The sequence below is a fragment of the Mycobacterium sp. genome (assembly GCF_044223235.1).
Taxonomy (GTDB): Bacteria; Actinomycetota; Actinomycetes; order Mycobacteriales; family Mycobacteriaceae; genus Mycobacterium.
Map to the genome: position 1 here is coordinate 44,184 of NZ_JBGAME010000001.1, position 14,423 is coordinate 58,606.

At 67.7% G+C, this 14,423-nt stretch carries 15 protein-coding genes; 7 read left to right on the top strand and 8 right to left on the bottom strand.

The window, feature by feature from the left end; all coding sequences use genetic code 11:
* Positions 1–37 precede the first annotated feature (37 nt).
* Positions 38–1,384 carry a wax ester/triacylglycerol synthase domain-containing protein gene (locus ADBZ6K_RS00200; protein ID WP_526343824.1) on the top strand — a complete coding sequence of 449 codons (1,347 nt, stop codon included), beginning with the start codon at positions 38–40 and terminating at the stop codon, positions 1,382–1,384.
* On the opposite strand, the gene ADBZ6K_RS00205 is transcribed toward ADBZ6K_RS00200, so the two are convergent.
* Positions 1,333–1,977 (bottom strand): SRPBCC family protein, encoded by a 645-nt coding sequence (locus tag ADBZ6K_RS00205; protein ID WP_526343825.1) that lies wholly within the window; start codon positions 1,975–1,977, stop codon positions 1,333–1,335. The genes ADBZ6K_RS00200 and ADBZ6K_RS00205 overlap by 52 nt on opposite strands.
* Positions 1,978–2,139: 162 nt before the next feature.
* Here ADBZ6K_RS00205 and ADBZ6K_RS00210 point away from each other — a divergent pair, with 162 nt between their 5' ends.
* The 4 genes from ADBZ6K_RS00210 (at position 2,140) to ADBZ6K_RS00225 (ending at position 6,100) form a co-directional block, all read left to right on the top strand.
* Positions 2,140–2,574 (top strand): Hsp20/alpha crystallin family protein, encoded by a 435-nt coding sequence (locus ADBZ6K_RS00210; RefSeq protein WP_526344318.1) that lies wholly within the window; start codon positions 2,140–2,142, stop codon positions 2,572–2,574.
* A gap of 142 nt (positions 2,575–2,716) precedes the next feature.
* On the top strand, positions 2,717–4,429 hold the full coding sequence (locus tag ADBZ6K_RS00215; protein WP_526343826.1) for a GAF domain-containing sensor histidine kinase: 1,713 nt from the start codon (positions 2,717–2,719) through the stop codon (positions 4,427–4,429).
* A gap of 156 nt (positions 4,430–4,585) precedes the next feature.
* Complete coding sequence (locus ADBZ6K_RS00220) at positions 4,586–5,179, top strand: Rv1733c family protein (RefSeq protein ID WP_526343827.1); 594 nt, start codon at positions 4,586–4,588, stop codon at positions 5,177–5,179.
* A 3-nt stretch (positions 5,180–5,182) separates the two neighbouring features.
* The gene (locus ADBZ6K_RS00225) at positions 5,183–6,100 is read left to right on the top strand and encodes a universal stress protein (protein ID WP_526343828.1); all 918 of its coding nucleotides are present in this window, start codon (positions 5,183–5,185) and stop codon (positions 6,098–6,100) included.
* Positions 6,101–6,161: 61 nt separating this feature from the next.
* Here the strand turns inward: ADBZ6K_RS00225 and ADBZ6K_RS00230 are convergent, their stop codons facing one another.
* Genes ADBZ6K_RS00230 through ADBZ6K_RS00255 form a run of 6 tightly spaced genes read right to left on the bottom strand, consistent with a single transcriptional unit; the run spans position 6,162 to position 11,620 of the window.
* Positions 6,162–6,470 (bottom strand): acyl carrier protein, encoded by a 309-nt coding sequence (locus tag ADBZ6K_RS00230; protein ID WP_526343829.1) that lies wholly within the window; start codon positions 6,468–6,470, stop codon positions 6,162–6,164.
* Positions 6,471–6,477: 7 nt separating this feature from the next.
* On the bottom strand, positions 6,478–7,608 hold the full coding sequence (locus ADBZ6K_RS00235; RefSeq protein ID WP_526343830.1) for a 2-oxo acid dehydrogenase subunit E2: 1,131 nt from the start codon (positions 7,606–7,608) through the stop codon (positions 6,478–6,480).
* Positions 7,605–8,582, bottom strand: a complete 978-nt coding sequence (locus ADBZ6K_RS00240) for an alpha-ketoacid dehydrogenase subunit beta (RefSeq protein WP_526343831.1) — start codon at positions 8,580–8,582, stop codon at positions 7,605–7,607. Before ADBZ6K_RS00240 ends, ADBZ6K_RS00235 begins: the two co-directional genes overlap by 4 nt.
* The gene (pdhA, locus tag ADBZ6K_RS00245) at positions 8,579–9,517 is read right to left on the bottom strand and encodes a pyruvate dehydrogenase (acetyl-transferring) E1 component subunit alpha (RefSeq protein ID WP_526344319.1); all 939 of its coding nucleotides are present in this window, start codon (positions 9,515–9,517) and stop codon (positions 8,579–8,581) included. Before pdhA ends, ADBZ6K_RS00240 begins: the two co-directional genes overlap by 4 nt.
* A gap of 44 nt (positions 9,518–9,561) precedes the next feature.
* Entirely contained in the window at positions 9,562–11,358 is a 1,797-nt protein-coding gene (acsA, locus tag ADBZ6K_RS00250; protein ID WP_526343832.1) for an acetate--CoA ligase, read from the bottom strand.
* Positions 11,359–11,365: 7 nt separating this feature from the next.
* On the bottom strand, positions 11,366–11,620 hold the full coding sequence (locus ADBZ6K_RS00255; protein ID WP_526343833.1) for a hypothetical protein: 255 nt from the start codon (positions 11,618–11,620) through the stop codon (positions 11,366–11,368).
* Between the two features lie 224 nt (positions 11,621–11,844).
* Here ADBZ6K_RS00255 and ADBZ6K_RS00260 point away from each other — a divergent pair, with 224 nt between their 5' ends.
* Together ADBZ6K_RS00260 and ADBZ6K_RS00265 are read left to right on the top strand one after the other, a co-directional pair.
* Complete coding sequence (locus tag ADBZ6K_RS00260) at positions 11,845–12,258, top strand: PNPOx family protein (protein WP_526343834.1); 414 nt, start codon at positions 11,845–11,847, stop codon at positions 12,256–12,258.
* 33 nt (positions 12,259–12,291) lie between these two features.
* Positions 12,292–13,392: an Rv2629 family ribosome hibernation factor gene (locus ADBZ6K_RS00265; protein WP_526344320.1), complete on the top strand. Its 1,101-nt coding sequence runs from the start codon at positions 12,292–12,294 to the stop codon at positions 13,390–13,392.
* 45 nt (positions 13,393–13,437) lie between these two features.
* On the opposite strand, the gene ADBZ6K_RS00270 is transcribed toward ADBZ6K_RS00265, so the two are convergent.
* Positions 13,438–14,319, bottom strand: a complete 882-nt coding sequence (locus ADBZ6K_RS00270; RefSeq protein WP_526343835.1) for a universal stress protein — start codon at positions 14,317–14,319, stop codon at positions 13,438–13,440.
* Positions 14,320–14,423: the final 104 nt, after the last annotated feature.

The following is a 14,423-nucleotide window of genomic DNA, read 5'->3' on the forward strand; positions in this document are numbered from 1 at the left end:
ATCGGGCGAAGGTGCTCGACGAGGAGGTCGCCTGGACATGCCCGAGTTTCTCCGTAACAGCGACGCTTTCGCGTGGTCGATCGAGTCGGATCCGCGGCTGCGCTCGACGATCGTCTCGGTGATCCTGCTCGATCGCGCACCGGGCTGGCGCTGCGTCGTCGAGAGGTTCGACCGGCTCAGCCAGGCGGTGCCGATGTTCCGCCAACGGGTGGTCGAGTCGATGACACCCCTGCCTCCACATTGGGAAACCGACCCGGACTTCGACCTCGCATTCCACGTTCGCCGGGTCACCGCCCCAGAACCGCACACGCTCGATGCCCTCCTGGAGATGGCGCGTATCGCGGCGATGGCCGACTTCGACCGGGCCCGGCCCCTGTGGGAGGTCACGCTGGTGGACGGGCTGGCCGACGGTGGCGCCGCGCTGCTGTGCAAGGTGCATCACGCGCTCACCGACGGTCTGGGCGCCGTCCAACTGGCGACGTTCTTGTTCGATCACCCCGGGGAGCGCGGCCCTACCACGCGGATCGCGCCCGAACTGCCCGCCGCAGATTCCGCGGTCGGCATCCGGGATGTCATCGCGTATGGGGCGGGACGTGCCGGTGCGTCGCTGAACACTCTGCCTGCGCTGTTGCTCAACGGAGTGCGAAACCCGGCGGACACGGTCAGGGCTGCCTATTCCACGGCGGCTTCGATCGCACGGACCGCCCGCCCCCTGAGCCGGCCCCGGTCGCCAATCATCCTTCGTCGCAGCCGCATTCGCCGACTCGCTGTGCACAGCGTCCCGCAGCGCCTGCTGCAGCGGGCGGGTCATGTCGCCGGCGGATCGTTGAACGACGCCTTCATCGGGGGTGTCCTCGGAGGCCTGCGGCGATATCACGAGAAACACGGCGCGCCGGTGGGTGATCTCACCATCACGATGCCGATCAATCTGCGGACAGAGGCCGACCCGGTCGGAGGCAATCGGGTCACCTTGATCCGGTTCGCGGTGCCGGCCGGCGTCGCCGACCCCACCCATCGGATCGCCGAGATCCACGAGCGCACCGGCCGGGCGCGCAGCGAGAAGTCCCTGGGGTTCACCCAGCTGATCGCGGGTGCGCTCAACCTGGTGCCCCGCTGGTATGTGGGATCGGCGTTTCGCAACGTCGACATCCTGGCCAGTGACGTTCCGGGCTTCCCGGAGCCCGTCTACCTCGGGGGCGCCGCGGTACGGATGCAGTATGCGTTCGCGCCCACGCTCGGGGCCGCCGTGAACGTCACGTTGCTGACGTATGCGGGATCCTGTGGCATCGGAATCAATGTCGATCAGGGCGCCATTCCCGACGTCGATGTCTTCTACGACTGTCTGGTCGCCGGTTTCGACGAGGTGCTCGCGCTGGCGACCTGATGTTCGGCCGCGCACTTGATTGTTCGTAGTAGCCGCCGGGTCGCCAGCGCCACCAACGGGCCGGCCATCTCGACGAGCATCACTTCGCCCGGATGCCGAAGCTCCGCGCGTGTGCGCACCAGCAAGCGGCAGCGGTCGTCCCCGCGGGCAAACAGGTGAAACGACCACACGGCCTGCCACGGAAACCCGGGAGGGGCACCGCGCAGGACCATATTGTCGTCGTTGACGACCCTGGCCACCGTCATCACCAACCCGCCGCGGCGGCCCACCCACCCCACCGGAGCGACAGCGACGACGTCACCCGGCGACGGCGGCTGCCCTTGCGGATCTGTGGCAAAGCCATCCCGACCTGCGATGTGGCCGAACAGGCCACCGTGTTTGCGAGCTATCCGCGTCAGCCACGGCCAGACGGCCTGCACCGGCGCATCGATCGAAATGCCTTCGGTTGATCGAACCGACGGCTGATGCGTGAACTCGTCACCGGGCAGCGCGAGCCGGCATTCTTCTTTGGTTGTGCCCCAGTTGCGGTAATAGCGGCGAGTAGCGTACAACGCCGTGACCGCCACCGCCATCCGCACCGTCATTGCAGCCATACACCAACGGTGCACCGGCACAGGGGTGTTCGGCTAGGGCCGGTGGTCCCGACCCGGCCCGCACCGACAAATGGCCCGCCGGCCCGGGGACTTCGGTCCCTAGTGTCGGCGGTGGCGTGGTGGTCTCATGCAGATGAGGAAGTTCACCGACATGAGGAGGCAATCATGAGCAGACTTCCCGTTCAGCACCGTTCGCGGTCCCTGCTCCCGGAGTTCTCGGATCTGCTCGCCGGGTTCCCGTCGTGGGCAGGTCTACGTCCGGTCTTCGACAGCAACATCATTCGGCTCGAGGACGAGATGAAGGACGGCAATTACGAGATCCGCGCGGAGCTCCCGGGTGTCGATCCGGCCAAGGATGTCGACATCATGGTGCGCGACGGCCAGCTGACGATCAAGGCCGAACGCACCGAGAAGAAGGAAGGCAACGGCCGTTCGGAATTCGCGTACGGCTCGTTCGTCCGCACGGTGGCGTTGCCCGTCGGCGCCGACGAAGATGCCGTCAAGGCAAGCTACGACAAGGGCATTCTGACGGTGTCGGTTCCGGTCGCCACGCCCACCAGTACGGAGAAGCACATCGAGATCACATCGAGCAATTGAACATATCCAGCAACTGAACAGAAGCTCGGTGGCGGCTCCCGGGCAGGGAGGCCGGGAGCCGCCCGCCCTCGGCTCCCTGTGAAACGGCGAAGAAACGCCAGCCCCACGATCCCGCCTGTCGGTGTGGTGGCAGGATGTTGCCGTGGCTGACGAACGCCATCCGGGACCGGACAGCACGGTGCGCCCGCTTCGTGACACCTTGTCGCAGCTGCGGCTCAGGGAACTTCTGGTAGAGGTCCAGGAGCGCGTCGAGCAGATCGTCGAAGGTCGGGATCGGCTGGACGGTCTTGTCGAGGCGATGCTGGTGGTCACCTCCGGACTCGAACTCGACGAAACGCTGCACACCATCGTGCGTACGGCCATCGACCTGGTGGACGCCCGCTACGGGGCGCTCGGCGTGCGCGGGATCGATCACGAATTGGTGGGATTCGTCTACGAGGGCATCGACGACCAGACCCGCGCGCGGATCGGTCACCTGCCGGAGGGTCGGGGGGTGCTCGGTGTGCTGATCGACGACCCCAAACCCATTCGGCTCGACGACATCGCCAGCCACCCGGCCTCCGTCGGATTTCCGCCGGATCATCCGCCGATGCGGACATTCCTCGGCGTGCCGGTGCGCATCCGGGACACGGTCTTCGGCAATCTCTATCTGACCGAGAAGACCGGAGGGCAGCCGTTCAGCGAGGACGACGAGGTCCTGGTGCAGGCGCTGGCCGCGGCGGCCGGCATCGCGATCGATAACGCGCGCCTCTACGAACAGTCCCGCAGCAGGCAATCGTGGATCGAGGCCACCCGCGACATCGGCACCGAGCTGCTGTCCGGCACCGACCCCACCCGGGTGTTTCGGCTGATCGCGGACGAGGCCCAGAAGCTCAGCGGCGCGGCCGCCGCGGTGGTGGCCATTCCTGTCGACCCGGAAGTGCCGACCAACGAGGTATCCGAACTCGTCGTCGCCGCGACGGCGGGTGGGTCGGCCGAAACCGCGATCGACATCATCCCCGTCGACAGCACCGTGATCGGAGAGGCGTTCGCCCGGCGGGCACCCGCACGATTCGACGGCATCGACATCGACGGGCTCGGTGCTGACGGTCCCGCCCTGGTATTGCCACTCCGCGCCACCGACACCGTTGCCGGCGTCCTCGTGGTGTTGCGGAGGAAAGGCACCAGACCGTTCAGTGACGAGCAGCTCGATATGATGTCCGCCTTCGCGGACCAGGCTGCGTTGGCCTGGCAGCTGGCCAGTACCCAGCGCCGGATACGTGAACTCGGCATCCTCACCGACCGCGACCGCATTGCGCGTGACCTCCACGACCATGTCATTCAGCGGCTCTTCGCGGTTGGGCTGGCACTGCAGGGCACCGTGCCGCGGGCGCGATCAGCCGAAGTGCAGCAACGGCTTTCGGGTTGCATCGATGACCTGCAGGAGGTCATCCAGGAGATCCGGACGACGATCTTCGACCTTCACGGTTCGAACTCGGGGATGACCCGGCTGCGGCAGCGTCTCGATGAGGCCATCGCACAGTTCTCCAGCGCCAACCTGCGTACCACCACCCAGTTCGTCGGCCCGTTGTCGGTTGTCAGCGCCGAACTGGCAGATCACGCCGAAGCCGTCGTCAGGGAGGCGGTCAGCAATGCGGTGCGGCATTCCAAGGCCAACACACTGAGCGTCAGCGTGACCGTCGAGGACGACCTGCGCATCGAGGTCACCGACGATGGCTGCGGCATCGACGGGGATGTCACCGGCAGCGGGCTGATCAACCTGCGCCGGCGCGCGGAACAAGCGGGCGGATCCCTCGTGATCGCGAACGCCAGCGGCGGAGGGACGAAGCTCACATGGACGGCGCCGCTGCCCTGACTCCCGCGGCGATCGGCGGACGGTCGGCGCCCTGTCGTGGTTGCCCAATGACCTGTGACCACCCCGATGCTGCCATTGGTCCCTAAATCTTGCCGCCGCCGCGGGGGAGGATGGTTGATATCTCGCCGTTTGGGGATTCCAGTCGCAGGAGGTGCGATGCTGACCTTCACGATCGGATTCGGACGCACATGGTGGGTCCGGGTCTGGGGAACCAACCCGCTCGTGCGCACCAGCGACCGGTTCGAGGCGCTCGTCGGGATACTTACAGTGCTGGTGATCGTCGTTGCGGCGCCGTTCGCCGCGGCGGTCGGCACATCGGTACACGACAGTCGGAGTCGGTCCGTCCTCGAACAGGCGCAGAACACGGGTCAGGTGACGGCCATCGCGGTCGGCCGAGGTACGGTCGTACCGCAGACCAGCGGTGTGGCGTTCGTCGCACGCACCACCTGGAAAGCTGGTGGACGCGACCACACCGAGGTCATCGATTGGCCCGACCGTGCGAAAGTCGGTGATCGGCAAACCATCTGGGTAGATGCCAAGGGCGATCTCACATCGCCGCCACCCAGCCAGGACCGCGCGGTGGCCGATGCCGTGGGCGCGGGACTAGGCGTGTGGATCGGGGTTGCCGGCATCGCCGCCGCAAGCGGATACCTTGCCCGGCGCAGGCTCGACCGATGGCGGTATGCGCAATGGGAGCGCGAGATCACGACGACCCTGGCCGGCGGGGACGGCGGGCTCCGGAGCGCTTGACCGATGCACAGCCACTCACTCGGCCATCAGCCAACGGCTTCAGGGATCGTGGTCGGAATCGATGGATCCGCATCGTCGGCGGGTGCCATCGGATGGGCCGCCCGGGAGGCGCGCATGCGAAATGTTCCTCTCACGCTCGCCCACGTTGCGCCGCCGTCCTTCATCTTCGCCTCCGCCGTGGCTTGGCCCGGCGCCGGGATCGCTGACCAGAACGCCATCGACGAAGCGCTGAGGGAGCGGGCCAGAACGGTGATTGATGCCGCTGTCGCCGCCGTCGAGCAGTTCCCGCCCGAGGCGCGGCCCACCACGGTTGCCGGTGAGGTCTTCTACGGCGCGCCGGTGTCGACCCTGGCGGCGCTGTCCGAGCGGGCGCAGCTGGTTGTGGTCGGATGCCATGGGCGCGGTGTGGTGCTCCGTGGTCTGCTCGGATCGGTCAGCACCGGGTTGGTGCACCATGCGCGCGGTCCCGTGGCGGTCATCCCCGATGACGTTCCGGCTTACTCGGACCGGCGGCCGGTGCTCGTCGGCGTCGACGGGTCACCGGCGTCCGAGCGGGCGACGGCCATCGCCTTCGATGAAGCGTCATGGCGCGATGTGGATTTGGTCGCGTTGCACGTATGGAGCGATGCCGACATGTCGGACGTGCCCAGCCTGGAATGGGACGCACTTGAAGGAGTCGCCACCGAACTCCTCGGGGAGCGCCTGGCCGGATGGCTGGAGCGCTATCCCGACGTGCGCGTTCACCGGATCGTGGAGTTCGACCGGCCGGCGCGCCGTCTTATCGAGCGCTCGCGTTCGGCCCAGCTGGTGGTCGTCGGGAGTCACGGCAGGAGAGGGTTCGCGGGGATGCTGTTGGGGTCGGTCAGTACGGCGATCGTGCACGCCGCCCATGTGCCCGTGATCGTCGCCCGGCGGCCGTAGTCCGGCGGCTGTATCAAGGTCAACTCCGGTTGGATCCCGGTTGGATGTCCGCATCGGATTCTCATCGCCGATTGCGTTCTCGGCGAACGGGATCGGCTCCGGCCCCATGCCGTGTGACGGCGGACCGTGCATGCCGGTCGACGTAGGCAATGAGGTCGGCCAGCGTGCGCAGCGACGCGTAGTCCGATTCGGGGATGTCCACGTTCAGGCGGTGGTGGATACCGATGAGGAAGCTGAGCCAATCCACCGAATCCAGATCGACCTGGTCGCGCAACGGCGCGTCGTCCCGAATCTGCGCGGCATCCACCTCTGGCGCGATCGCGGTCAGCGCCGCGAGGACCTCGCCGCGGATATCGTCCTGTGCCATCATCCGTGTCTCACTTCTCCAGGGCTTCGGGCTGTTGGAGCAGGTCGTTGACGGCGGCGAGGAACAACGCTCCCCGACGGCCGTCGCTGGCCCGGTGGTCGGCGGCGAGGGTGGCCTGTATTGCCGTGGCGATGCGGATATCGCCGTCGATCACACAGACCTGTGGGCTGGGTTTGCCGAACCCGACCAGTGCCACCTGCGGTGGGTAGATCACGCCGAACACCGAGTCGACACCGTTGTCGCCCAGGTTTGTCACCGTGATGGTCGGGTCCGAGATCTCCGAGCTGCGCAGTCTGCCGGCGCGGGCACGCGACACCAGGTCGATCATGTTGCCCATCAGCTGATCGAGATCCTGGTCCGCGGCGCTCCGAAGGGCGGGGGCAACCAGACCGCCGCCGCGCAGCGAGATCGCCACGCCCACATGGACGTCCGGTGCGGGGCGGAATTCGTCGTCGCGCCAGAACCCGCTGAACTCACCGAAGCGCCGAGCGGCGACCGCGACCGCCTTGACCTGGAGCACCGCTGGGAGCAGGCGCTCGGTGACCGGCCGTCGGGCATTGCGGTCGGTGAGCCAGTTCAGCGCCTTGTCCAACAGGATCCGGCTTTCGAGGTAGTAGTGCGGGATCTCGCGGTTGGACCGGCTCATGGCGGCGGCGATGGACTTCCTCATGGCCGATCCGCGGTCCGCCGCGATGACGGCCGCCGGAGCCGGGGCCGCCGTCGCCACGCGCTCGACATCCTCGATGGTGACCGCACCTTGCGGGCCGGTGCCGGTCACCGTGTCGGTGTCGACGCCCACGGTGGCGGCGAGGCGGCGGGCGGCCGGCGACACCCAGCGTCTGTGGTGTGATTCCGGCCCGCCCACCGTCGCGCCGCCGGCGGCAGGTGCCGCCGGGGCCGGCTCACCGGGTTCGAGCAGCGACGCCAGCGCCGTTCCGACCCGCACGGTCTCACCGGCCGACACCAGCAGCTCGTGCACTGTTCCGTCGTGCCAGCACTCGACCTCGATGGCCGACTTGGGCGTTTCCACCACCGCGAGCACCTGACCGCGGCCGACGGCGTCACCGGGTTTGACAAGCCATTCGACGAGGGTGCCCTCGTCCATGTCCGAACCAAGTGCCGGCATCGCGAAGTCGATCATGGTCGTTGACCGAGTAGGGATTTCACCGCGTCGACGACCTTGTGCGGTTGCGGCAGGGCGGCCTCTTCGAGGTGTTTGGCGTACGGGATCGGCACCTCGGCGGTGCAGACCCGCGCGATCGGCGCGTCGAGGTCGAAGAACGCGTTCTCGACGACGCGTGCGCTGATCTCGGCGGCGAGGCTTCCGCTGCGCCAGCCCTCATCGACCACGACGGCGCGGTGGGTCTTGCGAACCGATTCGACCACGGTGCCGGTGTCGAGCGGGCGCAGCACCCGAAGATCGATGACCTCGCAGTCGATGCCCTGCTGTGCCAGTTCACTTGCTGCGTCCAACGTCTTGGGAACGCAGCCGCCGTAGGCGATGAGTGTGACGTCGGTTCCGGTTCGGCGGACCGCGGCCCGGGCGATGTCGGTCGAGGTCAGTGCGTCGACGTCGCTCGTGGTGTTGTACAGCTGGACATGCTCGAAGATCACCACGGGATCCGGGTCGGCCAGCGCGCTGCCCAGCATGCCGTACGCATCCTCGACGGTCGCGGGGAAGACGACCTTGATGCCGGGGATGTGGGCGTACCAGCATTCCAGGCTGTGCGAGTGCTGAGCGGCCAGCTGGCGGCCGGCGCCGGTGGCCATCCGGATGACCAGTGGAACCGAGAACTGGCCGCCTGACATATGTCTGAGCGCCGCCGCGGTGTTGACGATCTGATCGAGGGCCAGCAGGCTGAAGTTGACCGTCATGATCTCCACGATTGGCCGCATGCCGCCCAGCGCGGCACCGATGCCGACCCCCACGAAACCCAGTTCAGACAGGGGAGTGTCGCGTACCCGGTCCGGGCCGAACTCGTCGAGCAGGCCCTTGGACGCGGCGTAGGTGCCGCCGTACCGGCCGACGTCCTCGCCCATGAGCACGACCCGCGGGTCGGCGCGCAACGCGTCGCGCACCGCGTCGTGCACGGCGGTGCGGTAGGACGTCTTCATCGCGGTGCTCCTTGAGCCGGGGTCACCACGTCGCGTTCGAGGTCGGCGACATCCTCCCAGGTGCCTGCGTCGGCGAACTCCACCGCTCGCGCCACCTCCTCCTGGGCTGACGTCTCAATTGCGGCGACATCGGCTTGGGTGAAAGTGCCGTCGCCCAGACACTTCTCGGTGAACAGCCGGATCGGATCGCGCTGACGCCACCGCTCCACTTCGGCCTTGTCCCGGTACAGCTCCGGGTCGAACATCGAATGGGCGCGAAAGCGGTAGGTGCGGAACTCGATGAAGAACGGCCCGCCCTCCGCGCGAATGCGCTCGGCCGCCTCGCGGGCGGCGTCCTGACAGGCCAGCACGTCCATGCCGTCGACGGCGAGCGTCGGGACCCGGTAGGCCGCGGCTTTGGCGGCGAGGTCGGTCTGCGACTGTGACCGCGACAGCGCCGTACCCATGGCGTAAAGGTTGTTCTCGCAACAGAACAGCACAGGAAGGCGCCAGACCGCCGCCAGGTTCAGCGACTCGTGGAAGGCGCCCTCGGCGACCGCGCCGTCGCCGAAGTAGCAGGCGGTGATCCGCTGGCGGCGCTGCATCGAGTCGGCCAGGGCCAGGCCGACCGCCAACGGCAGCCCGCCCGCGACGATCGCGTTGCCGCCGTAGAACCGGGCGCCGGCGTCGAACAGGTGCATCGATCCGCCGCGCCCTCGTGAGCAGCCCTCCTGCTTGCCGAACATCTCGGCCATGATCGACGTCATCGGCACGCCGCGCAGCAGCGCGTGGGCGTGCTCGCGGTACGTCGCCACCACCGCGTCCTCGGGTGAGAGGGCGTTCAGGGAGCCTGCGGCGACGGCCTCCTCGCCGACATAGAGATGCAGGAAGCCGCGAATCTTGCTTTCTCCGTACAGTTCGGCGCACTTCTCCTCCATCCTGCGCACCCGCACCATGCCGGAGAGCAGAATCCAGGCACGGTGTCCGGGGTCCTCGTCGGTCACAGTCGCACCTCCTCGGCCTGATGCGAATGTGGTTCCTCGACGGTGGAGAGGTCGCCCTCCGACAGGCCCAACTCACGGGCCTTGAGCAACCGGCGCATGATCTTCCCGCTGCGCGTGTGGGGCAGCGCGCTGACGAACTCGATCTCCTTGGGCGCGACGGCCGCACCCAGACGGCTGCGGGCGTGGCCGAGCAACTCCCGGGACAGTGCCTCGCCCGGGGCGAACCCGTCTTTGAGCAAGACGAACGCCTTGACCCGCTCGCCGACCGTGTGGTCGGGCTTGCCGATCACCGCTGCCTCGGCGACGGCCGGATGCTCGGTCAGCGCGCTCTCGACCTCGAACGGGCCGATCAGATGCCCGGCCGACTTGATCACGTCGTCGGCGCGGCCGACGAACCAGTAATAGCCGTCGGCGTCGCGCCTGGCCAGATCACCCGTGAGATAGAGCCCGTCGGCGAAGCACTTTCGGTAGCGCGCTTCCTCGTGCAGGTAACCGCGGAACATCGACGGCCAACGCGCCTTCAGCGCCAGCTCGCCTTCCATATCGGGCTCGGGGATGATGCTGACCTTGCCGTCCTCCGTGCGCCGGACGATGCAGGCCTCCACCCCGGGCAGCGGGCGTCCCATCGACCCCGGTTTGATGTCGAACGCGGGCGTGTTGGCGATCATGATGCCGCCGGTCTCGGTCTGCCACCAGTTGTCGTGGATCGGCAGCCCCAGAACCCGCTTACCCCACCAGACGGCTTCGGGGTTGAGTGGCTCGCCGACGCTGGCGATGAAGCGAAGCCGCGGGAACCGGAAACGCCCGGCCAGCTCCGCACCGGACTTGATGAGCATGCGCAATGCCGTCGGTGCGGTGTACCACACCGTCACGTCCTGCCCCTGCAGGATCGTGTACCAGCGTTCGGCGTCGAACTCCGCTTCGTCGACGACCGAAGTGACGCCGTGTAGCAACGGCGTGATGACCCCGTAGGACATTCCCGTGACCCAGCCGGGATCGGCCGTACACCAGAAGATGTCGTCGGGGTGCAGGTCCAGCGCGTACAGCCCGGTGAGGTAATGCATCACGACAGCACCGTGGACGTGGACGGCGCCCTTGGGGGTGCCGGTCGTGCCGCTGGTGAAGTGCAGCAGCGCCGGATCGTCGGCCGTGGTCGGATGCACCGGCGCGGTGTCGTCGGCGCCGGTCAGCGCCGCAGTGAAGTCGATGGTTCCCTCCGCTTCAACGGCGTCGGGGTGGCCGACGACGAGTATGTGCCGGACGGAGGTCAACCGGTCGCGAATCGTGGCGATCTTGCGGTGGTACATCGCTGCGGTGGTGACCAGCACATCGGCTTCGCCGATCGTCATCCGGGTGAGGATCGGCTCCGGTCCGAAGGCGGAGAACAGCGGACACACGACACTGCCATTGCGCAGTGCGCCAAGGATGGTGATGTACAGCTCCGGCGACCGGCCCATCAGAGTGAAGACGCGGTCGCCCTTGCCGATCCCGAGCGATTGCAGGACGGTGGTGAATTGCCTTGATTTCCTGGCGAGTTCGCCGAAGCTGAGCTCACGGGTCGCCATCGACCCGTCGGGAGCCGTCGCTGCGACGAACCGCAGCGCCGTACGTGACGCCTGCCGGCCTTCCGCTTGACGATCGACCGCGGCGTAGCCGATATTGCACAGGCCGGTTCCCAGACCTGCGCACGGGTCGGGCACGTCGGCCCAGTCGAACTTGGTACGGGTGCCCTGATAGTCGGCGAGATTCGGCGGCACCCGCCAGTCCGCCGCGCTCTTGTGTATCGCGGTCACGGTGGTGCTAGCCGTTCGACGTCTGGAGTACGCCCATCCGCTGGGCGGCACCGATGTTGGACATGATGCGCTGCAGCAGTGCGTCATAGGCGGATCCGTCGCTGAGGAGTTCGGACGGGCCGTGGTGCCGGAGATACGCGTCGATGCGCCGGTCGATCGACCACTCCCCGTGGGCCGGGCCGGCGTATTCGGAACCGAGGAATCTCCACGCGATTGCGTCGAGGGGTTCTCCGGTCAGCTCACGTCGGTTGGTTGGCGTCATTGCCGGATCCCTTCGGTCATGCCTGCGTCTCTCATCGTTTTCGACTGGGCCGGTTGACAATAGAGACGAAAGTCACCAATGGCCGGCTGTCCGCTGACTTCGTGGTGCACGGAGATATGTGACGCGCACGCGAGGCTCCGTGGCGCGCGGTGGTGGCTTTGGTCCTCACCGAAGGGGACTGATCGGCCCTGGCCGGCGCCCGAATGCGGGCGCAACATCAGCAGATGTCCAACAACACCGGCGCCTCGATGAAGGACTCGATCCGCACGTTCAACAGATACGTGCTAAATCCGGCGATGCTTCATCTGGCCGGGCGCAGACACTGGTATGCATCGGTGATCCGGCACGCCGGGCGGCGGTCCGGAAAGATCTACTCGACACCCGTCGTGGCGGAGAAGGTGTCCGGCGACGGCTTCATTGTGCCCCTGCCGTACGGCACGGGCACCGACTGGCTGCGCAACGTGCTTGCCTCGGGGCAGGCCACGATCACCACTGGCGGTCGGACCTTCGACGTCGTGGACCCACACGTCATCGACGCCGTGTCGGCCGCACCGAAGCTGGCCCCGCGTCGGCGGCGGACGTTCGAGAGGTTCGGAGTCGACAAGTTCGTCACCTTCGACCTGGCAGATAATCGCTGAGACCCTTTCCGGGTGAGCGTGATTGGGACGATCATGAGACCACAGCACACCGAGGCGCTGCGCGACGCGCAGGGGCCGTTCGTGTCCGTGTATTTCGACGATTCGCGCGATTCCGCCGAGGCCGATGTACGTATCGAGGGGCTATGGCGCCGGTTGCGCGGGAGTCTGGCGGACCACGGCGTCGGCCAAGTCGCCATCGCGGCGCTGGAAGAGGCGATACTTCGGGGCACTCCCGGCGCGGGGCCGCAGGGTCACGGACTCATCGCGACGCCGGACGGTGTCCTGGTCGACGAACACCTCCCGGCGGTCCCGCGGGAGACCGTACTGCGGGTATCGGAGTATCCGTACGTGCTGCCGCTGATCGGTGTGGGCAGGCCGCCCTACCTGTTCGCCGCGGTGGACCACGAGGGTGCGACGATCACGGTGCACCACGGGGAGACCGTGCGGACCGAGACCGTCGACGGAGGCGGTTTCCCCGTGCACAAACCGGTATCGGCCGGCTGGAACGGATACGGCGATCTGCAGCACTCCACCGAAGAGGCGGTCCGGATGAACGTCCGCGCCGTGGCGCACCGAATCACCGAACTCGTCGACGACATCGGTGCCGAGGTGGTGTTCGTGTGCGGTGAGGTACGGTCCCGCACCGACGTCGCATCCGCGCTGCCGAGCCGGGTTGTGCCGTTGGTAGCCGAACTGCCGGCGGGGGCGCACGGGCACCGCGCCGACGAGGAGGAGCTCACCGACCAGATCGACGCGGTGTTCGCGGGCCGCCGGCGATCTCAGCTCGCCGAGACGATGGACCGGTTGCGCGGTGAGGCGGCTCGTGACTCGGGGCTGGCGGCGCAGGGACTTGCCGCAGTGTGTGGGGCGCTTCGACAGGGTGACGTCGACACGCTGATCATCGGTGAGCTCGGCGATGCCGTCGTCGTCACCGGCGAGAGCCGCACCATGGTCGCACCCGACGCAGACGTGCTGTCGGAGTTCGGTCAGGCGCCGTGCCGGGTGGTGCGGGCCGACGAGGCCCTGCCGTTCGCGGCGATCGCCGTCGGGGCGACATTGGTCTCCGCCGCCGACGGTGTCTCCGCCGCGGACGGAATCGCGGCCCTGTTGCGGTACGCCCCGGCTCGTCCGTAGTCACCCGGCCCCGCCGCCGGGTGGGGCCGGATCATCGGTTGGCGCTCAGCGCGGACGGACGACGACGACCGGGGATTTGGCTTCCTGCACCACGGCGGCGCTGACAGAGCCGAGGAGCATGCCGGTGAAGCCGCCTCGGCCGTGGCTGCCCACGACGACCAGCTGGGCCTTCTCGGACTCCTCGACCAGCCAATGGACGGGCCGGTTGTAGACGATCCGGCGCTCGACGCTGACGTCTGGGTACTTCTCCCGCCAGCCCGCAAGGCGTTCGGCGAGAACCTCTTTGCCGTCCTCCTCGAACTGCTCCCAGTCCATACCGATGGTGGGTGTGGCGCCCAGATCGCTCCATGCGTGCAGCGCAACGAGATCCACCCCGTGGCGCGACGCTTCGTCGAACGCCCAGGCGGTTGCCGCCTCGGAGGCCGGGGAGCCGTCGACTCCCAACACCACGGGCAGGGTGTCTCGTGCCTCGGCGCCCTCCTGACGGATCACCGCAACCGGGCAGTGCGCATGATGAACCATGCCGGTGCTGATCGAACCGAGCACGGCTCGCCTGAACCCACCCATGCCGCGGCTGCCGACCACGATCATCTCGGCGTTCCTGGACGCCTCGGCCAATGCCGGCACCACGGGGGAGTACTTCACTTCGGTGTGCACCTCGGGTTCCGCGCCCTCACCGACGGCCGACTGCACCACCTTCCGGGCCTGCTCGATGACGCGCTGGGAGTTCGAGTCCTGCCATTCGCTCAAGCCGGCTTCGAGCGAGCCGATGGACCAGCCCGCGATCATCGGCGGGTTGACGGTCATCAGCGTCAGACGCGTGTGGCGGGCGGCGGCTTCGCGGGCCGCCCAGCCCGCTGCCACGTCGGATTCCCGCGATCCGTCAACGGCCACGAGGACCCCGTATTGCGAACTGGGCTCAGACATTCCGCACCCCCTTGTGCTCGGATTGCGCTCGGTGCCGACGGCTCGGGCACGTGCCGCCGGCCGGTTCAGCCTCCAAGCTAGCCTCACTGCATGGGGTCGGTCAG